Raw genomic sequence first — 20,576 nt, 5'->3', positions numbered from 1 at the left:
GCTTGCGCAGGACATGACGTCGTCCGTACTCCAAACCAGCAGTCGTCTGCTTTATATGCTATATCTGCGCTGTCTGCCATGATTCCCAGAGGAGAGACACCATGACCGCACCACGCCGAATCGATGCAGCGCGAAGGGCCGTGGGTGGCGGCCTGCGCATGGAACTGGTGTTCGAGGACGCCACCCTGGGCGACCAGGACCGCCTGGTGGCCACCATGCGGGAGTGGATCGAGTCCCGGCATGTCGGGCGTGTCTCGATCAGGGTGGCCCAGCCCCCGACGGAGGCGGCGCAGGAGGCGACCGCGGACACTTCCCGGGCACTGGAGAACGCACAGGTGCGCGGCGAGGCCCGCCTGGTGCAGTGGACCCAAGACGGCACCCTGGTGCCGGTGTCCGCGGTGGAGCAGGCGTGGGGCATCAAGCGCCAGTCCGTCGACGCGGCGCGCGCGCGCAACGAAATCTTCTCGGTGTACGTGCGCGGGCAGCACTGGTACCCGGCCGAGGCGCTGAAACTCCACCGCTCCGCCCTGGCGGCGGTGCTGCGCCCACTCGCCGGCGAAAGCGCGACCAGCAAGCTCCTCTTCCTGCTCAGACGCCATGGCGCGCTGGGCGGACGCACACCGGCCGAGGCTGTCGAGCACGGCATGCTCCAGGACGTGATACGCGTGGCCTCGGCCCTCAATGACCACTGATGCGGATACCCGACTTCGCAGCCGCACGCGCCAAGGGGACGCTGCGGCTGGCACCCTGTGACGCCACCACTCTCGTGCGCCTGACCCGCAGGCCCGGCAGCGAGCCCTACTACGGCAAGCGCAAGACATCGCGTTTCGACGACCCGCTGCAGCAGTACGGCGTGACCTATGCCGCCTTCAGCCTCGAAGTGGCCTTCGCCGAAACGGTATTGCACGAGCACGGGCTGTACCAGGACGGCGCCTGGATCGTGCCCGGGTCCATGATCAGCGAGCGCTCGGTGGTCCGCTTCGACGCCCCGCGCATCCTGCAACTGGCCGACCTGACGGGGCCGGCACTCAAGGCCCTGGGCCTGGACAACCAGATCAGTGCCGGCGCCGACTACGCCTACACATGGGAGCTCTCGCGGGCGCTGCATGATGCCGTGCCGGAGTGCGACGGCATCCTCTACGTCAGCCGGCAGCACAACAAGGGCGAGGCGGTCGCCCTGTTCGAGCGCTGCGGTGCCATGATTCACCCACCCGGCACCATGGCCCTGGCGCAGCACCAGGACCTGGCCACGGTGCTGCAGCTGTTCGGGGTTGAAGTCCTGCCCGACGGTGAGCCGCCGGCGCCAGCACCGCCGCCACATCGGCCCAAGCTCAAGCGAATCCGCTGAGCCCCGGGCGCCAGCCTATCGCTGCGAGCAGGCCTTTTGTGCACGGGCCTTCCTGGTCCAGAGCCCTGCTCCAGCTGGTACCGGCCTGTGCGATGGCATCAAACTCCAAAGGCGGCCACTTGCCAATTACGGCGGCTTTTCAAGATCAATGGAAAAGCCGACGTGGTCCCGCGAGGGGCAGGCCACGTCCTGCTGGCCGACAGCCGAAAGCGTTTTGCAGCACTGCGGTTCCTTGCTTGCAGTGGACTACGGGCCTGTTCACGATCCGTACAGCGATGTCTGCCCGAACTGCTGCGGCATTCGCGTGCCATGCTCGGTCGACCAGGATGCCGCTGCGGTGGCCCAACCGGTGGCCCTGTCCATGGCTGCAGGCCACGCGCCCAAACCGCTTCTCAGGCCCGCGTCAGTCCTTCGGCTGCAGCCCAGGCAGGAATTCGATGCCGGTACGCCGCACCAACTCGCGGTAGCTGATCGGCTGGCCGGTACGTGCCTCGTTGCTGTTCTCGCTCCAGTGCGCCCAGGCCCGATTTGCTTCCTGGTCGTAGACCAGCTTGTAAAGGTGCGAAGGCACCCATACCCGGCCGGGGCCGATGACCTGTGCGCCGCTGGCGGCATACACCGGCCCGGTGAAGACGTAGACGGCCCCCCTGGCACGGCGCACGTAGTGCCGGGTGTCGTTCTCAAGCCCGGCCCACAGCTTTCGGTTGTGTTCCGGCGCTTGCGGGACCATGTTGGCCAGGGAAAAGCTCTGCGCCATGGCCTGGGCGGTCGGCATGTCGGCCGCAGGCGCCATATGACCGCGGTCATAGCCGGAGCCCTTGTAATCCTCCAGCCTCGCGCGCTCGGCCTGCGGCAGACGTGCATCGGCAAAAAACTTGTTCGTCCGTTCCTCATCGGCCGCGTCGTGCAACTGCGCCGCGGTGAGCTTCTCGACCACGAAAACGGGCGTCTTGGTCTTGCCCGAATGGAGCACGGCAAACGCGTCGTAGCACAAGTCTCGCGGCTGGCGCGCTTGCAGCTCGGGCACCCGCGGCAACTCACCGGGGAAGAAGCCGCGACAGGCAGTGAAGCCGGTCACAGGATCCGCGGCAGCTGCCACCGGCTCGGTCGCCGAACCCGCCGAACTGGGGCGTCTGTCGCAGGCAACCAGCGCCAGCGCGCAGGCTGCGGCCAGCAAGTAGGAGAGGCTCTTCTTCATCATCGCAAGGGATTGGGGTAGCGCCGGCACAGGGCCGTCGAGGCAATCACAGCACACAGCCGCCTGCTGCGCCCCGGGGCAGCCCTTAAGTGGCCTGGGAACGTCATGTGCGGCAGCCTGCAACTTGGTCAAGGCCTTCCCCGGCAGCCCTGCCCGGCAAGACGAATAGCTCAATATTAATTGATTGTGCGCGGTGCCTGCGTTCAAATATCGCTTATGCCGCGCTCCCCGAAGATGATCAGTAAACTGCCGCCTCCAATAGCCACGACGCTGGCGGCGCTGGGGGCTAACCTGCGCCTGGCACGCGAGCGGCGGGGCTTGACGATCCGCGACCTGGCGGCCCAGATCAACGCCTGCGCACCCACCATCATCAAGCTCGAGCGCGGCGACCCGTCGGTGTCCATCGCCCTCTATGCAGCGGCGCTGCAACTCTACGAGCGGCTGGAATGGCTGCCGGACCTGATGGATCCGCAGTTCGACCGGGAAGCGCTGCGCATCGAGCTCGCCGGCATCCGGCCACGCGGCAGGCGCTGACGCACGGCGAGGCCCGCTGCGTTAGACATCATGGTCGCCCGTTGTAGTGGCAGAGGCCGATCTCCAGCACCGTAGGTTGCACGCCGAAGCGTGCCGAGCTACATGCTGAGACTGGCGTCGTCAGCAACGTAAGGAGACCGGCCATGGACGAGCGTAGCAAGCTTCATGTCGGACTGGACGTTCACAAGGACAGCATCTCAGTGGGCGCGGCCGAGCCAGGCCGGGAGCGCGGGCGAGTGGTCGGCAAGACGGCCCACGACGTGAACAAGCTGCTGAAGATGCTGGTCAAGCTGGGGCAGCCCGAACAGCTGCACATCGTGTACGAAGCAGGTCCTACCGGGTACTACGGCTTGCAGCGTGCCTTGCAGGCCAAGGGCTACGTGTGCGAGGTGATCGCCCCATCGCAGATGCCTCGACGTCCAGGCGATCGGGTCAAGACCGACGGACGCGACTGCGTGCAACTGGCTGAATGTTCGCGCGCAGGTCAGCTGCGTGCGGTGTGGATCCCGGATCCCGCCGACGAGGCGGTTCGGGACCTGGCGCGCGCACGCGAGGACGCGGTCAACAGCCGCACGAAGGCGCGCCAGCAACTCAAGGGATTCTTGCTGCGTCATGGCCTGCGCTACGGCGGCAAGACATCGTGGACCATCGCGTTCTACCGATGGTTGGCTACGCTCAGCTTCGAGGCCGGCGCCTCGCAGACGGCGTTCACCGAGTACTGGCTAGCGGTGCAGGCCGCCGACGAACGCGTGCAGCGTCTGACCCAGGCGCTTGAGGCTTCGATTGCCGGCTGGCGCTTCGAGCCGGTAGTGGCGGCCTTGCAGGCACTGCGCGGTATCGACGTCGTCAGCGCTATCGGGCTGGTGGCCGAGATCGGCGACCTGAGCCGCTTCGACCACCCCCGCAAGCTCATGGGCTATCTCGGGCTGGTGCCCAGCGAGCACTCCAGCGGCGATCGGGTCAGCCGCGGGAGCATCACCAAGACCGGCAATGCCCACGCACGCCGGCTGCTGACCGAGGCAGCGTGGAACTACCGCTTCAAGGCCCGCATCGGGCGCCAGGCCCAGCGGCGCCAGGAGGCGCTGTCAGAGCATGTTCGCGCCGTGGCCTGGAAGGCACAGCTGCGGCTGACCAAGCGGTTTGCCATGCTGCTGGGGCGCGGCATGCAGCCCAACAAGGCCTGCGTGGCGGTGGCGCGCGAGCTGGCCGGTTTCGTCTGGGCCATCGGCATGGCAGCCACCCAAGAGAAGTCTGCCCAACACTGAGGAGTACCACCATGAACGAGATCGATCCGGTGATGCGACCCGGGCAACGATAGGGCAACCCTCCAAGCGCCTACACCGGCTCCGCAAGGATAGATCCACGATGTTAGAGCGAGGCAGGCCCGCGACGAATCGATGAAGTGCAGGTAACCAATCCGCGGATATGAGTCTGATTCATCGTCGCTGCAACGCTCGTGTCGCATCACCCAATCGATCTCGAATATGAAGGCGTCAAACATCTGAGCTTCGCTGGACAGGGGCGACCATATGAGGCGCTTCTGATGCCGAATGCGGCACGCACGATGGACACAGACAAGAGCGAAGCAGGCGCCGAGTTCGTGCGGGTTGGCACGCTCGAGGAGGTTGCCGCCCGGCGCATGACCGTGGTGAGCGGCGCGCATCCTCCCATCCTTGTCATCTCGGACGGCGCGCGGTGCTTCGCCGTGGACAACCGCTGCCCGCATCTCGGCTTTCCTCTGCACCGCGGGACGGTCGAGGACGGCATCCTGACCTGCCACTGGCACCATGCGCGCTTCGATGTCGCAAGCGGCGGCGGGTTCGATTTGTGGGCGGACGACCTGCCCACCGCCGCGGTCGAGGTGCGTGACGGCGACGTCTGGGTCTGCCCCAAGCTGCGCCACGCCGACGGGAAGGAGCACGGGCGCCGCCGGCTGCGCGACGGCATGGAGCACGATCTCGGCCTCGTGATCGCCAAGGCGATCCTCGGCTTGCGCGCCCAGGGCGTGGCGGCGATCGACCTTGTCCGCGAAGCAGCGCTCTTCGGCGCACGCGCTCGGGCGGACTGGGGAGCGGGCCTCACGGTGCTGACCGCACTCGCGAACCTGCACGGTGTCCTGCCGCAGGAGCTGGGCGATCTCGCGCTCTACAAGGGCATTACCAGGGTGTCCAGGGACTGCGCTGCACAGCCGGCGCGGCGTGCAGGCCGGGCCTTGGATCCGGCGCCGCCCACCGACACGCTCGCACGCTGGCTGCGGCACTGGACCGCGGTACGACACCGCGACGGGATCGAGCGGACCCTCTTGGCCGCCATCGCGGGCGGCGCCACGCCGCCGGTGCTTGCCGAGATGCTGCTTGTTGCCGCGACCGACCGCGCGTTCGCCGACGGCGGCCACCTGCTGGACTTCGTCAACAAGGCTTTCGAGCTCCTCGACTTGATCGGCTGGACACACGCCGAAACCGTCCTGCCCACGCTGGTCGAGCCCCTTGCCAACGCGCGCGGCGCCGAGGAGTCGAACGCCTGGCGCCATCCTGTCGATCTCATCAAGCTCGCGGAGGACGCGGCGGCCGAGCTGCCATCAGCGATCGCGGCCGGTGCGGGCCGTGGACGCCGGTGGGACGCCACGAGCGGGCTGGCCCAGACGTTCCTCGGCGACAGTGTCCCCGCCATGGCGCAGGCGGTGATCCACGCGACCGCCGAGGGCGCTGCGCCAGGGGAGCTCGGCCGCGCCCTGGCCTACGCTGCGGCATTGCGCGTTGCCCGCTTCGGGACGGCCAACGAGCATTCCGACCGGGATGCCGCGCATCACGCCTTCACGTACGCCAACGCGGTCCACCGGATGCTGGCACGCATCGGCAACGGCGGCCGCGCGCCCAGCGCGCAATGCCTGCGCGCCGTACTGCACGGCGCGGTGCGCGTGTACCTGCTGCGCTTTCTCAACGTGCCGCCCGCGCAACTGCCGGGTGAAGACGGCGATCGGCTCGACGATCTGCCCTCAGACGCTGCGGCGTTGGGCCAGGGATTCCTTGATGCACTTGACCGGCATGGCAGCACCGAGCTGGCGGCACGCCACGTTGCCCGCCATTTCGCCCTCAGCCATGATTTCGGTGCGCTCGTGGCCACTCTCGCGCAGGCCGTGCTGCGCGAGGATGCGGGTTTTCACAGCTACCAGATGCTGGAGGCGGGCGTTGCACAGTTCCGTGAATGGGGTCCGACTCGCGAAGGCAGGCATATCCTGATCGCCGCGGCGCGCTATCTCGCCGCGCATTCACCGACCGAGCGCAGCGACCTGCAGACTGCCGTGGTCGCGCACAAGCTCGCGCGCGGCGAGAAACTGTACTGACGGCCCGAACCTCTCATGTGTGCACGCATCGCCGTGCCGCGAAGCGCACAACACCGGTCGGGCCAAGGCTGGCCGTTGCCTTCAGCGCAAGGAACTTGCGCCAGCAACCGCCCGTGGCGTGCGTCGATCCAGTTGACGTGCGCCCGCAGCTTTCTTACGCGGGAAACGCGCTGCGCAGCTTGCGTCCGGCGACCTCGCCACGCGGCCCGCGGGAGGCCTGAGCAAGCACGCGGCGCAGACCGTTGAGCAGCCAAGTGAAGACTTCGGCAGCGACCACGGCACCCCGGGGAGCGGTACGGCTGTAAGCGGTGGCGGTGATGGCGGTCATGGGCACTCTCCGAGCAAGCGTTTGAACTTTGATGGGTCCAGTATTAGGGTTTTCACGCAATCAAACAATTGAAAATATCGCACGTCAGATATCAAGGATTCGCATAAAACGCCGCTTTTGCCCTCCGGACAGCGCAGCGACGCGGGCCGGCGGGGCGCGCTGTACACAGCCGGCGTCGCTGACGCTGGCGGCGCTGTCCCGCTGAGCCGCGCCTGCCCCATGCAGCGCCAGAATGCAGGGCATGGACTGCACTATCGAGACAATGCACCGCGATGAGATCGGGTTCGCCATCGAGCTGGCCGCGGCCGAGGGCTGGAACCCCGGCCTGCATGACGCCGAGTGCTTCCATGCCGCCGACCCCGGTGGCTTCCTCGTGGCCCGGTGCGGCGGCCAGGCCGTCGGCTGCATCGCGGCCGTGTCGTATGCCGGGCGCTTCGGGTTCATCGGCTTGTACATCGTCGCACCAGGGTGGCGAAGCCAGGGCATCGGGCGCCGCCTGTGGGACGCGGGCATGGCGCGGCTGGCAGGCCAAGTGGTCGGGCTCGATGGCGTGCCGGCGCAGCAGGCGTTCTACCGGCGCAGCGGCTTCGAGCTGGCCTGGCAGAACATGCGCTTTGCCGGCACTGCCCGGCACACGCAACGAGCCGAAGCCGCGCAGATCGTGCCCATTGGCGTGGCCGACTTCGGGGCGCTTTGCGCCTTGGACCGGCGCGTCTTCCCGGCGCCGCGCGAGGCCTTTCTGCGCCGCTGGATCGCCATGCCCGGCTCGACGGCGCTGGCCTGGATGGAGGGCCAGCGCATCGACGGCTGGGGACTGGTGCGGCGCTGCCGCGTGGGCCACAAGATCGGCCCGCTCGTGGCCGACGACCCGGCGGTCGCGAGCGCCCTCTATGCGGCCCTGTGCAACCGGGTGCCCGAGGGCGACGCGGTGTTCCTGGACGTGCCCCTGCCCAATGCCGACGCGCAGGCCCTGGCGCGGGCGCAGTCGCTGCAGGGCGTATTCGCGACGGCACGCATGTATGCCGGAGCCGCACCCGCGCTTGAGCTCGAGCAGCTCTACGGCGTCACGACGTTCGAGCTCGGATAGCAATCCGCCAGGGCGGCGCATCCCCAAACCACGCAGAGCCCGCTACGGACCCGCGGTCTGGTTGGCGCGTGGGCGCCAGTTGCTGGCACCCTCCTTCCACGGGCAGTGCGGGCAGCCGTGGGCGCCGTCATCGCACTCGTCGGCATCGACCACCCTCACGCCCGCAAGGACGGCCGCCGCGTGGCACGCCTGCATGGTTGGCGCCCCGCGCAACTCCTTCAGCCGCTGTACTGCAGCCCGCATTTTTCTGTTCATTCGCGGTCCTCACGCTCGGTCAAGCCCAAGCCGACTGCCGTCCCAGGAACGGTGACCATGAGTTGGTGCTGCGGTGCGGCTTGCGCTGGGCTTTTACCCGATCCGCCAGCTTTGGTCTGGCCCGCCACATCGGCCTGGGCGGTGACTGCACCCTCACCTCGATGAGGCGAGGGCTGAGGTTTCTTGGGCTGGGGACAGGCCGACCAGCTGCAGCAGTTGACCGGTCAAATCGCTTTCATGTAGACGTCAAGACGCTCGCCGTCATGGATGACGCTATCGAGCAGCTGCCACCCGCGACGCTGCAGCAAGCGTTGTGCGGAGCTCGTGCCGCAGTAGATGCGCTTGAAACCCAGCTCGCGTGCTTGTTCCTCCAGGGCGCCCAGTAGCAGGCCGCCGATGCCCTGCCCCCGCATGGCGGGATGCACCAGCCCTGCCGCCGCCCAAGGCAACAAGTGGGCGTGGCTTTCGATGGACTGGGCTTTGAGCGCCGCGACGCCGCAAACCCGTCCTCTTTCCAGAGCCACCACCCCGACCGGCAGGCTGCCTCGATGGGCGTAAGCCCGCAGGTCCAGCAACGCAGATCCTCTGCCGCCCGGACCGTAGTAGGCCGGCCACTGCGCCTCGAACCATTCGCGCAGGACCGCAATGGCTTGCGGGATAGATGCCAGCAGCTCGATGGAGAAGCGTTCGTGCATGTGACCGTGCTCCAGCGAAAAATCCCTTGCATCACGGCTCACGGCCCATGCCGCACAGGACTGCGGCAAGGGGAGACGGTCCAGCCTGCCGTGAAGCCGGGCTTGCACACGGGCCAGGAGTACTTGGCTCACGTCCCGACACCGCAGCGCTTTGCCCAGTCGGCGTCAGTGCGGCACCGCACGTAGCCGGCCAGCCAGGTGTCCACGTCGCGCGTTTCCGGGGTCGGCAGCCCCGCCGCAAATTGCATTGCCGCAATGAATGTGTGTTCCAGCGCGCATGGTGCCTGCGCGGATGCAACTCTACAGTGCCTCTACTCCACTCCCTGCCGCAAGCCCATCCATGAGCATCTCCGCCTCGCTGTCCAAGCTGTCCCCTGTTCACCTGTACTACTCTCCTGGCGCCTGCTCGCTGGCCGTGCACATCGCGCTGCGCGAACTCGGCCTGCCGTTCCAAGCCACGGCCGTGGATCTCCCCACGCACACCACGGCCGACGGCGCCAACTACTACGACATTTCCCCTCGCGGCTACGTGCCGCTGCTGGAGCTGGCCGATAGCTCGCGCCACACCGAGGTCGCTGCGCTGCTGCAACACGTGGCCGACCTCGACCCAGCGCAGGCGCTCATCGGCCCCGTCGGCTCGGCGCGACGGCTGGCCGTCACCGGGTGGATGGCCTTCGTCGGCACCGAACTGCACAAGACCTTCAGCCCGTGGCTGTGGCACAAGGAGACGGCCGACTCCACGCGCAAGGCCGTCAAGGCCAAGATCGCCACACGTTTTGCCGAGCTTGATGCAGTGCTGGCCCGGCAGGACTACTTGGCCGGCGACTTCAGCGTCGCCGACACCTACGCCTACACGATCGTCAACTGGAGCAGTTTCCTGATGATGACGCTGGCGCCCTACCCGAACCTCAAGGCCTATCTCGCGCGCGTGGCGCAGCGTCCGCGCGTGCAGGATGCGCTGCGTGCCGAGGGGCTGCTGAAGTAGGCCGGCGTATCAATGCACTCGGCACCTGAGGCACCATGCCGGTGCTGTCGCCTGCGCCGCAGCTACTCGGCGCAAGCCATGGCAGTCATCTGCGCCAGCACATCGAGCACCTCGACCGTGAAGGAGTCGATGGCCGGTGCACTGCTGGCGCGCAGCCCGGCAACATTGAGGGTCGCAATGCTGTTGGCGTCTATCCAGGTCCGCAGCGCCGAACGCCAGTCCATGCCGGGGTGCAGGTGCAGCCAGGGCTTGGCGAGTTGCCTGGCAAAGATCATCGTCTGGCGGCTGCCGCCGGTGCGCTCGGGCGCGACGGACAGCAGCAGGGTTGCGTCGGCGTTGCGCACGTTGGCCTTGGTGCGCTGGCAATAGCCGCCGCCGTTCGGCATTTCGGTGAGCTGGTGCTGCGACGGGATGGTGCCGTCCTCCGCGATCCGTGCGGCCGGACACCAGCCACCGTGCGGCACACCGCGGGCCAGCGCCCAATCCAGCGCAGCCCCCCGATCCGCACCGGTCTGCCCTCCTGAAACAACGCGCTCAATCACCACCCTTGCGGCCCTGCCCTGTCCTTGCTGTTGCGGCGCTCAGCCGCGGCTGCACACCGCCTTGCTCAGGCTGCTGCCCACCGTGCCCGGTGCGATGGCCATCCAGTCGCCGAACATCATCCCGCCTCGCGTGGGCTCGCCGCCGCCCATGCGGCCCCGGTAGCTCTGGTGCTGCAGCAGACGTTGGCGCCGGCCCTGGCAGTCGACTTCGACAAGAAACAGCTTGGAGAGGTCGAAGTCGATTTCCGGCTCGACCATGTCCTTCATCGCCCAAACCTCGCGCAGTACGCCCGTCGTGCGGATGGAGTCTGGATCGACGTACCAGACCGCCTTGGACTCGTCCTCGCCGAAGGCCGTCCAGTGGCCCCAGGCCGGCGCGCCGACAGCGATAGCGGCGGCCAGCAGCAGCACTCCCCTTGCCTTGTTCATGGCTTTTCTCCCGGCTGTGCGAAGCGATTGTTCAGCGCGTCGCGCACAAGGCGAAAGGGCGGGAAAACCTGTGTCGGCGTCGTGCCACAGCCGCAGCCCCGACGAGCGCGAAGATGCCACGCTCGACAGTTGCGCCGGGCCGCCGTGGAGGCGCGGCACGCTTGCTTCAAGGACCGGGGGCACTCATCGTCGCGGCAATGGCCATCCCCCACCAGGCGCTATCGCGCTCGGTCCGGCCAGTCGTCGTGGCCACTGTCCGAGGTCACCAACAGCCGCCCCGGTTCTCCCAGCGCGACATGAGCTCCTGGCCCAGCCGGCCGGCCGGCTCGATGCAGTCGAGTTCTGCCACAAGACAAGGAAAGCTCGCGTGGCCGATGCCACAGGCGGCGCCGTGCTGGTTGCCTTCGGGGCTACCGGACTTGTTCGCGGGACCAGTGCCGGGTGCCGTGGCGGGCGAGCGGCCAGTGCGCCGCCGCGCAGGCCCGGTAACCCGCGCCGGTGTGGCCGCCGGGCTGCCGGCTCACCATTGCCGCTGACCCGGGGCTGGCGCTGGGCATGCCTGGTGCGTCTACTACCTCGCCTGACGCCGCGCGAACGTTCCCAGCGGATATATGCACCTGCTACGGGACCCCATGCGGGCGCGAAGTCGCGCGCCGAAGTCGGTGCAGCGGGGGCTGCCCTTCTCCCACGCACCACAGGCGTACGATCCCGCTCTTGCGTCCGCGTCGCCGGTCGGGTGCAGGGCACTGCGGTACGCAGGTGTTCAAAGCGCATGGCCAAGTGGAGCCAGTCGAACACACGCTGCCGTCGATCGTGGCAACTTACAGGCGAATGCCACGTCGTCTGCGCCGTCCGACAGCACCGTGACAGGCACAACCTGCGGCACGGGAAGCATGGTCAAGAAGGCTTCCTGACGGGCTCCCTGGTGGGGATTGCAGCTGCCGACATAGGCATGCGCGTAGCCATGGCGGGCAACGGGGCGAACAAGCTTCGAGGTGATGATGGCAAGGTTTCGTACGCCCTCCTTCTGTGGCAATGCCCGGATGTAGCCAGCATCGACAGGCAATTCGATTTGCGGTCCCTGGGCGGGCTGTTGCCCAACTGCGGCTGCGTATACGCCAAATGGCGGATGGAGCTTGATGATTGTGGTGGCGGTGCGGACGCCGTGGATGGATCAGTCCCGCTACAGCGCCACATCCATGCCCAGTGTGACGGCGAACCTGCTTCCTTGGCCCGGCACACTTTCCATGTTCAGGGTGCCATCCATCATGGTGACCAAACGGCGGACGATCGACAAGCCAAGGCCACTGCCTCCGTAGCGGCGCGTGGTGTAGCACTCTGCCTGCGCGAATGGTTCGAAGATGCATTCCTGGTGTTCTGGCGCGATGCCGATGCCGGTGTCCAGCACTTCAAAGCGCAGGACGCAGCGAGAAGCCTGTCGCTGCAACCGGACCACGCGCAGCGTCACGCGACCGGCCTGGGTGAATTTCACGGCATTGCCCAGCAGGTTCAACAGGATTTGGCGTAACTTCACCGGGTCTCCCCACAGTCTCAATGGCAGATCGGCATCCAGCTCAAATTGCAGCGTCAGCTCCTTTTCCAGAGCCTGGGGCTCAACGATGTCCCGTACTGACTGCAGCAGTGCCAGCAGCCCGAAGCTTGTACGCTCGAGCTGCATGTCACCAGCTTCGATGCGCGAGAGATCCAGCACGTCTTCGGTGAGCCCCAGGAGTTGCGAGCCCGCCTGGCTGATATGGCTTACGAAGGCATGGGCCTTGTCAGGCAGCTCCATCTTTTCCAGCAATTGGCTCAGCCCAATGACGGCATTGAGCGGGGTGCGGATCTCGTGACTCATGTGCGCCAGGAAAGCTGTCTTGGCACGACTGGCCGCCTCTGCCTGCAGCGTCCTGTCCCGCAACGCCTGCTCCATTTGCTTGCGCTCGGTGAGATCCGTGATGATGCACAGGATGCCCAGCACCCGACCAGTTGTATCCCGCAGCATGCTGATGCTCAGCAGGCCGGGAAAGCAGCTGCCGTCGGCGCGGACGTAGGTCCTCTCACCCCGTTGGTCGCCCTTTGCCGTGCCGACCTCCAGCATGCAGGCGTCAGCATCCTGTCCGTCGGGTCGCGCGTTGACCGACGCTGCCACCTCATCCTGGTTGGAGATTTCAATAATCGGGCGCCCAAGTGCCTGCGCCTCGGCCATGCGAAACATGGCCTCGGCGGCTGGGTTGAACGAGGTGATATGCCCCTGCAGATCGGTCGTGATGATGGCGCTGGCGGCGCTATTGAGGATTGCGCTCAACGCGGCAACACGCTTTTCCCGAACCCGGGTCTGCGCCTGCGCGCCAAGTTCGCCGCCGTGCCGCAGCGCCTTGTGCATGGCCCTTGCGTCCCGCATCGTGAGCACGGCGCCGGTGACGTGCCCTTGATCGTCGCGGACCGGGGATGCCGAGATCAACACATCCAGCGCAGCACCATGGTGGTCCACACGCTGGGTGGGGAACGGGGGAACATCACGGCCTTGCCTTACCCATTGGCGCAAGCGGCGCGCTTCCTGGGCCTTGCTGGCGGGCACCGTGAGCTGGTCGAGGCAGCGGCCCACCGCCTCGCAGGCACTCCACCCCAGCAGGCGCTGGGCAGCCGGGTTCCAGAAGGTGATGCATCCCTCTTCCGTGCAGCCGACGATGGCGTCCTGCGCACTGGCGGCCATGGCGGCCCAAAAGCCGTGCTCCTGCAGCAGCATGGCGCAGTCTTTTTCTGCGCGCAAAGCGGGGCCCCGCTTGGAGGCGGCCCGGTGTCCGTCGTCAAACACAGCCGGCACCCTCGCCACCGCATCCTCACTGCTGAAAAAGTTCATTGGTCGAAATGAGTTGGCGATCCGGCCTGTGACACGACCGGCGCCTCTTGGTTTCTAGCTCAACAAATTCACCCACAGCGCTGGCGGGTGGTACGGTCCGGGAGTCTGCCGGTCGGTGCCAGTCGTCCCTGGTGTGCATGCCTCGGCTGCGTCAACCGGCGACTGTCAATCATCGGCTTTAAGAAAGTGTATCGGGGGAGCAGATCAAACGTCTTGCTACAAGATGGCGGCATAAAGCGTGAACTTGTTGTTTGTTGACGCTGCGCACGCTCCGGGAGCTTGTCAGGAACCAGCGTGATGTGGCGCAATGCGCTCCGCACTGCGCGGCATCTGCATGCCGTGGGACTGCACGCGTTCGTGCATCACCGAGGCATCAGGCATCGGCTCTACGACAAGAAGCGGGACAAGGCATGAAGCACAGAGATGCAGCTGAGGCCAATTGCGGCTGGCTGGGCCGGTGGATCGAGACGATGGATGAGCTCGCGCGCCTGAAGAAGCAGGTGCATCCCATGGTCGATGCCGTGATCGAGGAACAGCGCGGCCGCCAGATCCGCATCGGCACACGGTGGCTCACCGACTGGGCTTCCTGCAACTACCTGGGCCTGGACTTCGACGAGGACGTGCAGGCATCCATTGGCGAGCTCGTCGGGCGCTGGGGCACCCACCCCTCCTGGTCACGCCTCATCGGCACGCCGCGGCCCTACGTCGACATCGAGGAGCAGCTCACGGAGCTGCTGGGCTGTGAAGACGTGCTGTGCATGCCTACCATCACGCACATCCACATGTCGGTGCTCCCGGTGCTGGCCGGTGACGGCACGATCTTCCTGGACAGCCGCGCGCACAAGACGATCTACGACGGGGCGATGCTGGCAGCCGGGCGCGGTACGCACGTGGTGCGCTTTCGCCACAACGACCCGCAGCACCTGGAACAACTGCTGCGCCAGACCAAGGGCACGGGACCGCGCGTAGTGGCCATGGACGGCATCAACTCCATGACGGGCAATGCCCCGGACCTGGCGGCGTTCTCGTCTCTTGCCAACCGCTACGACGGGTTGCTCTATGTCGACGACGCGCACGGCTTCGGCATCATCGGTGAGCGCGGTGCGCAGGCGCGTTGCCCTTATGGGGCACGGGGGAACAGCGTTTTTCGCCATCAGGGCGTGAGCTACGACAACGCCGTGCTGGTGGGCGGCCTCTCCAAGGCCTATTCCTCGCTGCTGGCGTTCCTGGCGCTGCCCACGCGGCTCAAGGAGGCGCTGAAGGTGCTGGCGCCGCCCTACCTGTACTCGGGTCCCGCACCAGTGGCCTCGTTGGCTACTGTGCTCGCGGGCTTGGAGGTCAACCGCCGCCGCGGCGAGGCGATTCGCGCCGACGTGTGGCGCAAGACCGGCCGGGTGCTGGATGCGCTGCGCGCACTGGACATTCGCACGCCCAACGAGTCGGGCTTTCCTATCATCGAGATTCCTCTGGGACGCCACGAGGACATCGACGCTGCCGGGCACTTCCTGTTCGAGCGTGGCATCTACGTGACCATGGCGGCCTTCCCGCTGGTTCCCAAGGACGAAGTCGGCGTGCGCGTGCAGGTCACGGCTGCCAACACCGACGCGGAGGTGGACCATCTCATCGACGTACTCGGCGAGATGCGGCAGCGCTTCCCGATGCAGATGCCGCGGCAGGTTTTCGGTTCGACCGCTGCCGCCACGGTGCCCGCGATGTCCCCCCAATCTGCCTGCAAGGCCGGCTGACACAGCCAGGGCTTCATCTGCAGTTGCTGGCACGACAGCGGCATCCCGAAACATGTCATTGGTACGAGTCAAGAAGAGCGCCATGATGCGCGGGCGCTTGCGGATCAAGATGCACGCGGCCTGGCTGGCCTGTGCATTGGCCACGGGCGGGGCCATTGCCGACGATGCGGATCCCACGCAGCTGTCGCTGGAGCAGTTGCTCGACCTTGACGTGCAGAGCGCGTCGAAGTTCACCCAGAAGGCGTCGGAGGCGCCCTCGTCCGTCACCGTCATCAGTGCCGGCGACATCCGGCGTTTCGGTTACCGTACGCTGGCCGACATCCTCGACAGCGTGCGCGGCCTCTACGTGCACAACGACCGCAACTACAGCTACCTCGGGGTGCGCGGATTCGGACCGTTGGGGAGCTACAACTCGCGCGTGCTGGTGATGGTCGATGGCGTGCGCCTCAACGACCCCGTCTACAGCCAGGGCAGCATAGGGCGCGAGTTTCCCGTGGACGTCGACATGATCGAGCGCGTGGAGTTCGTGCCCGGGCCCAGCTCTGCCATCTACGGCAGCAACGCCTTCTTTGGCGTGGTCAATGTCATCACCCGCGGCGGGCGTGACCTGGGCCACCTGGAGGCGTCCGCCGAAGGGGGCAGCGAGGGCGCGCGCAAGGGCCGTGTCAGCGTCGGCAAACGCCTGGACAACGGCCTGGACCTGATGGCTTCGGTGACCGGCTACCGTTCCTCGGGAGCAGACCGCTATTTTCCGGAGTTCGCCGCGCTGGGTGGCGGCGACGGCATGGCGCGCGGGCTGGATTGGGAGCGGGCCTCGGACCTGCTTTTCAAGGCAAGCCTAGGAGACTTCACGCTGCAAGCCGTGCATGGCGTACGCAACAAGGGAGTGCCCACGGCAAGCTTCCAGAGCATCTTCGGCGACCCGCGCGAGCGAACGCGCGACTCGCAGTCCTTTGTCGAGTTGCGCTATGAAGCCGACCTGGACCGTGACCAGACCCTGAGCGCCCGGCTGCATCGCGGTCGGTACGACTACCGCGGCGACTACCCGTATGCCGGACTGGTTTCCGGCAGCACGATCGTGAACGTGGACGGCGCAAGTTCCGATTGGTGGGGAAGCGAAGTCAAGCTCGTGAACCGGTCCTTGCGCAATCACCGGCTGGTGTTCGGGGCAGAGCTCCAGCGCAATACGCGCAAGGATCAGGACAACTACGACCTCAGCCCTGCGACGACCTATATCGCCGAACGCCATCGTGCCACGCAATGGGGCGTCTACGCGCAGGACGACTGGACGCTGCATCCGAACCTGAGCCTCAATGCCGGGCTGCGGTACGACCACCACAGCACCTTTGGCAACATCATGAACCCGCGGTTGGGCCTGATATGGGGCATTCAGCCTGCGCTGACGCTCAAGGCGCTCTACGGACGGGCCTACCGCGCGCCCAATGACAGCGAACTCTTTTTCTCCAGCCAGCCACTGGGCTGGAAGAGCAACCCGGCGTTGCAGCCCGAGCGCATCGAGACGCGCGAGCTGGTGGCCGAGTGGCGCCTGGCGAGTCTTACGCGCGCCACGGTCTCCGGCTTCCAGTACCGGATCTCGGACCTCATCACGCTGACGACGGACGCTGGCGACGGGCAGCGCCAGTACCGCAATATCGGCGCTGCTCGCGTCGATGGTGTGCAAGCCGAGGTGGAACAGCTCTGGCGCAGTGGCGCTGCGGTGCGCGCCAGCGTCAGTGTGCAGCACGCCCGTGACCGGGACGGCAACTGGTTGGTGAACTCACCACGCCAGCTCATCAAGCTGGATGCGACTGCCCCGTTGCTAGGCACGCCGCTGCACGCAGGCGTGTCCGTACGCTATGCCAGCTCGCGCCTGGCACGGACCCAAGCCGTGGTGCCCAGCGTCCTGCGTGCCGACCTGACGCTGTCGAGCGAGCAGCTCATTGCGGGTGCCGAGGTCTCGGCCGGCATCTATAACCTTCTTGACCGCCGATACAACGATCCCGTGTCGGATGCCCATGTGCAGGACGCCATCGAACAGGACCGCAGAACGTTCCGCGTCAAGCTCACGGTGCGGTTCTGATGCGGTGCATTGCGATGTGGTTCCCTCGCATGCACGGCGGCTCACGGCGCCTTACCTTTTGGGATCGACGCCGGCCAGCGTGTCGCCGCGCCATCCTGTGCACGTTGCTGAGCTGGGGCTGCATTGCGGCGCCGAACACCAGCGCCCAGGTCGAGAGCAGTGTCAAGGCGGCATTCGTGTTCAATTTCCTTCGCTTCACCGAATGGCCGGCGCAGCGCCTGGCCAGCCCGGACGCCGCCTTGACGCTGTGCGTCTGGGCCGGCAGCGCGCAGTTGGCGGACGCGCTGCGCAACCTGGCTGGCCGAACGGTGGACCGGCACGTGCTGAGCGTCAGCGACATCGACCGCATTGACGATCTCCAGCAATGCCATGCGCTGTTCGTTCCCGAAGCAGCGCAGCGCAAGGTCCCGGCAGGCCTGCTGCGCCGGGCCGAGGCGCAGGACATACTCACCGTGGGAGATGCCGACGGATTCACGGCCAGCGGCGGCATGATCGGTCTGGTACCCGAGGGTGCGCGCTTGCGCTTCGAGCTCAATGAAAAGGCTGTCAAGCGCAGTGCCCTCAAGCTCAGCGCCCAGCTCTACAAGCTCGGTCGCATGGCACAGGAAAGCGCGTCGCCATGAAAGCGCTGCGCCGTCACTTCGACGCTCTCACGCTGCGCCACAAGCTCGGCGCGATCATGGCGCTGGCCCTGGGAGCGGGTTTCGCGCTGGCGCTGAGCGTCGTCGCGGTAAGTGAGTTCATCGAACACAGGCATGAACAGCGCCAGCAGCTCGAGACGCTGGCTGACGTGCTGGGCATCAACAGCACGGGCGCACTGGCCTTCGACGACCGGCAGGCCGCCAACCAGGTGCTTGCGGCGCTGCGTTCCAAGCCCAGCGTGCTGACAGCGCTGCTGCTGACGCCCGACGGACAGGTATTCGCGCAATACCAGGCATTGCCTGGCGGGCCGCAAACGGCCGAGCCTGGGCACTGGCATTGGATGGCGTCCAGGCTTCAGGTCGAGCGCCCCGTCGTCCTGCGCGGCGAGCGGCTGGGCACGCTGCGTATCGAGGCCGACCTGTCCGCGGTGTGGATCACCCTGGCCGCGCAGTTGGCGCGACTGGCAGTACCGCTGGTCGCGGCCTTCGCACTGGTGTACCTGGTGGCCGGGCGGGTGCGCAACGTCATCACGGCACCCATCGAGCGTTTGGCGCGAGCCACCACCACCATCGCCCACAGCAACGACTACTCGGTACGCGTGACGCGCCAGTCTGACGACGAGATCGGTCGCCTGATCGATGGCTTCAACGACATGCTGCACCAGGTACAGGTCCGGGACGATCAGCTGGCTTCGCACCGCCAGGAGCTGGAACAACAGGTGCTCTCGCGCACCGCCGAGCTGGTGGCGGCGCGGGATGCCGCCGAGGCCGCCAGCCGTGCCAAGTCCCAGTTCCTGGCCAACATGAGCCACGAGATCCGCACGCCCTTGAACGGTGTGCTGGGCGCGTCGGAACTGCTGCTGCTCGGCACCCTGGATGCTCGCCAGCGCCACTTCGCCCAGACCATCCGCAGCTCCGGCACGGCGCTCCTGGACGTCATCAGCGATATCCTGGACTTCTCCAAGATCGAAGCCGGCCGCCTCGAGCTTGACCGCGTGGAGTTCTCGCCCGTTGACCTGGTGGAGGACTGTGCCGTCATGCTCGCCGAGCGTGCCCAGGCCAAGGGGTTGGCACTGATCGTCGACGTGGACGACACGCTGCCGGCACGAATGCACGGCGACGTGGTGCGGCTGCGTCAGATGCTGCTGAACCTGGTTGGCAACGCCGTGAAGTTCACGGCGGAGGGCCAGGTGGTGGTGCGTGCCAGGATGGCCGGCACGCCTGCGAGCGTGCTGCGTGTGGAGGTCAGCGACACCGGCATCGGCTTGACGCAGGAGCAGCAGCAACGGTTGTTCCAGCCATTCGTGCAAGCCGATGGCACCACCACTCGACGCTACGGCGGCACGGGTCTGGGCCTGGCAATCACGCGGCAGCTTGCGGAAATGATGGACGGTGCGGTCGGCGTGCGCAGCCAGCCTGACGAGGGTTCGATGTTCTGGTTCGAGGTGCGGCTCGATACCGTACCGCCGGAGCAACGGGCATACCAAAGTTCCTGTGAGGGGCCGGCATGGCGGGGTCTGCGCGTGCTGGTCGCAGAAAGCAATGCCACGCAGCGCGGCGTTCTCCAACGGCACCTGGGCAGCGCCGGGATGGACGTCTGCGGCGCGGCGGAGGGGCCCGATGCGTTGCATCGCCTGCGCACGGCCGCTGCCGCCGGGCTGCCCTTCGACCTGGTGTTGCTGGAGCGGCAACTGCCGCGCCTGGATGGCATGGAGCTGGCGCGGCTCATCGGCGCTGACCCGGTGCTGCGCGGCACACGGATGATGCTTCTCACCACCCTCGCTCACGACAGCGCTGCCGCAGCCGAGCAGGCGCGCGTCGCAGGCTTCGCTGCCTGCCTGAACAAGCCACTGCGCCGAGCGGAATTGCTGAAACTCGTTGGAACGGTGGCAGGCGGTACGGTTCATGCGATGCCGGGCGCGAGTGAAGCTCAAAATGAGCCGCTGCCGACATTCGACTCGCGCGTGCTGGTGGTCGAGGACCAGCCTGTCAACAGCATGCTGGCGGTGGCGATGCTCGAGGCCTTCGGTTGCCAGGCGGACGTGGCGAGCGATGGGCGCGCTGGCGTCGAAGCCGTCCTGGCCGGCCGGTATGACCTGGTGCTCATGGACTGTCATATGCCGGAGATGGACGGCTTCGAGGCCACCCAGGCCATTCGCAGTCACGAGGCCACACTGGGAGCGACGCGGGTGCCCATTGCGGCGCTGACGGCCAATGCGGTGGCCGGGGACCACGAGCGTTGCCTGGCGGCAGGCATGGACGACTACCTCAGCAAGCCCTTCACGCGTGCTCAACTGGCCCAGTTGCTGCTGCGCTGGGTCACACCAGTCCGCAGCTTCTCGCCGACCTCCACGGCGGCCGGCGCACAACGGCCAGGCAGTTCCTGGAAAGCGGCCGGAGAAGACAGAGTTGGTAGACATACCGGCCTACATTGAAAGCGCAGCGGATTGTCACGGCACTCCGAGTGCACCGCGATCTGCTTGTGGGTCGCAACAAGACCAAAATA

The 20,576-nt window shown here is 66.7% G+C and carries 17 protein-coding genes; 11 read left to right on the top strand and 6 right to left on the bottom strand.

What is annotated here, in order from left to right; translation table 11 throughout:
• Nucleotides 1–101 precede the first annotated feature (101 nt).
• Complete coding sequence (locus tag SM757_RS00185; RefSeq protein ID WP_322464079.1) at nucleotides 102–692, top strand: hypothetical protein; 591 nt, start codon at nucleotides 102–104, stop codon at nucleotides 690–692.
• Complete coding sequence (locus SM757_RS00180) at nucleotides 692–1,348, top strand: RES family NAD+ phosphorylase (RefSeq protein WP_322464078.1); 657 nt, start codon at nucleotides 692–694, stop codon at nucleotides 1,346–1,348. Before SM757_RS00185 ends, SM757_RS00180 begins: the two co-directional genes overlap by 1 nt.
• A gap of 403 nt (nucleotides 1,349–1,751) precedes the next feature.
• Here SM757_RS00180 and SM757_RS00175 read toward each other — a convergent pair whose 3' ends face one another.
• Nucleotides 1,752–2,549, bottom strand: coding sequence for a DNA/RNA non-specific endonuclease (locus SM757_RS00175; protein WP_322464077.1), 798 nt, complete (start codon nucleotides 2,547–2,549; stop codon nucleotides 1,752–1,754).
• Between the two features lie 231 nt (nucleotides 2,550–2,780).
• Here SM757_RS00175 and SM757_RS00170 point away from each other — a divergent pair, with 231 nt between their 5' ends.
• The 3 genes from SM757_RS00170 to SM757_RS00160 all read left to right on the top strand — a co-directional run bounded on the left by SM757_RS00170 (nucleotide 2,781) and on the right by SM757_RS00160 (nucleotide 6,423).
• On the top strand, nucleotides 2,781–3,080 hold the full coding sequence (locus SM757_RS00170; protein WP_322464076.1) for a helix-turn-helix domain-containing protein: 300 nt from the start codon (nucleotides 2,781–2,783) through the stop codon (nucleotides 3,078–3,080).
• A 143-nt stretch (nucleotides 3,081–3,223) separates the two neighbouring features.
• Nucleotides 3,224–4,345 (top strand): IS110 family RNA-guided transposase, encoded by a 1,122-nt coding sequence (locus SM757_RS00165; protein ID WP_322464075.1) that lies wholly within the window; start codon nucleotides 3,224–3,226, stop codon nucleotides 4,343–4,345.
• Between the two features lie 191 nt (nucleotides 4,346–4,536).
• A complete protein-coding gene (locus SM757_RS00160) occupies nucleotides 4,537–6,423 on the top strand; it encodes a Rieske (2Fe-2S) protein (protein WP_322464074.1) in 1,887 nt (628 codons plus the stop codon).
• A gap of 154 nt (nucleotides 6,424–6,577) precedes the next feature.
• On the opposite strand, the gene SM757_RS00155 is transcribed toward SM757_RS00160, so the two are convergent.
• Entirely contained in the window at nucleotides 6,578–6,751 is a 174-nt protein-coding gene (locus SM757_RS00155) for a hypothetical protein (protein ID WP_322464073.1), read from the bottom strand.
• 241 nt (nucleotides 6,752–6,992) lie between these two features.
• On the opposite strand from SM757_RS00155, the gene SM757_RS00150 reads away from it, so the two are divergent.
• Nucleotides 6,993–7,838: a GNAT family N-acetyltransferase gene (locus SM757_RS00150; RefSeq protein WP_322464072.1), complete on the top strand. Its 846-nt coding sequence runs from the start codon at nucleotides 6,993–6,995 to the stop codon at nucleotides 7,836–7,838.
• 479 nt (nucleotides 7,839–8,317) lie between these two features.
• Here SM757_RS00150 and SM757_RS00145 read toward each other — a convergent pair whose 3' ends face one another.
• On the bottom strand, nucleotides 8,318–8,788 hold the full coding sequence (locus tag SM757_RS00145) for a GNAT family N-acetyltransferase (protein WP_322464071.1): 471 nt from the start codon (nucleotides 8,786–8,788) through the stop codon (nucleotides 8,318–8,320).
• Between the two features lie 340 nt (nucleotides 8,789–9,128).
• On the opposite strand from SM757_RS00145, the gene SM757_RS00140 reads away from it, so the two are divergent.
• Complete coding sequence (locus SM757_RS00140; RefSeq protein ID WP_322464070.1) at nucleotides 9,129–9,773, top strand: glutathione binding-like protein; 645 nt, start codon at nucleotides 9,129–9,131, stop codon at nucleotides 9,771–9,773.
• 62 nt (nucleotides 9,774–9,835) lie between these two features.
• Here SM757_RS00140 and SM757_RS00135 read toward each other — a convergent pair whose 3' ends face one another.
• The 3 genes from SM757_RS00135 to SM757_RS00125 form a co-directional block, all read right to left on the bottom strand.
• Nucleotides 9,836–10,315: a putative molybdenum carrier protein gene (locus SM757_RS00135; RefSeq protein ID WP_322464069.1), complete on the bottom strand. Its 480-nt coding sequence runs from the start codon at nucleotides 10,313–10,315 to the stop codon at nucleotides 9,836–9,838.
• 39 nt (nucleotides 10,316–10,354) lie between these two features.
• Entirely contained in the window at nucleotides 10,355–10,744 is a 390-nt protein-coding gene (locus SM757_RS00130) for a surface-adhesin E family protein (protein ID WP_322464068.1), read from the bottom strand.
• A 1,183-nt stretch (nucleotides 10,745–11,927) separates the two neighbouring features.
• Nucleotides 11,928–13,604, bottom strand: coding sequence for a PAS domain-containing sensor histidine kinase (locus SM757_RS00125; RefSeq protein WP_322464067.1), 1,677 nt, complete (start codon nucleotides 13,602–13,604; stop codon nucleotides 11,928–11,930).
• 410 nt (nucleotides 13,605–14,014) lie between these two features.
• Between SM757_RS00125 and SM757_RS00120 the strand changes: the two genes are divergently transcribed.
• The 4 genes from SM757_RS00120 to SM757_RS00105 all read left to right on the top strand — a co-directional run bounded on the left by SM757_RS00120 (nucleotide 14,015) and on the right by SM757_RS00105 (nucleotide 20,505).
• Nucleotides 14,015–15,349, top strand: coding sequence for an aminotransferase class I/II-fold pyridoxal phosphate-dependent enzyme (locus SM757_RS00120; protein ID WP_322464066.1), 1,335 nt, complete (start codon nucleotides 14,015–14,017; stop codon nucleotides 15,347–15,349).
• An 82-nt stretch (nucleotides 15,350–15,431) separates the two neighbouring features.
• Entirely contained in the window at nucleotides 15,432–17,429 is a 1,998-nt protein-coding gene (locus tag SM757_RS00115; RefSeq protein WP_322464065.1) for a TonB-dependent receptor plug domain-containing protein, read from the top strand.
• 176 nt (nucleotides 17,430–17,605) lie between these two features.
• On the top strand, nucleotides 17,606–18,052 hold the full coding sequence (locus SM757_RS00110) for a YfiR family protein (protein WP_322464064.1): 447 nt from the start codon (nucleotides 17,606–17,608) through the stop codon (nucleotides 18,050–18,052).
• Complete coding sequence (locus tag SM757_RS00105; RefSeq protein WP_322464063.1) at nucleotides 18,049–20,505, top strand: hybrid sensor histidine kinase/response regulator; 2,457 nt, start codon at nucleotides 18,049–18,051, stop codon at nucleotides 20,503–20,505. Before SM757_RS00110 ends, SM757_RS00105 begins: the two co-directional genes overlap by 4 nt.
• Nucleotides 20,506–20,576: the final 71 nt, after the last annotated feature.

Source organism: Azohydromonas lata (assembly GCF_034427735.1).
Lineage (GTDB): Bacteria > Pseudomonadota > Gammaproteobacteria > Burkholderiales > Burkholderiaceae_C > Azohydromonas > Azohydromonas lata.
The sequence above is the reverse complement of the archived record's forward strand: the minus strand, read 5'-3'. Positions and strand labels throughout refer to the sequence as shown.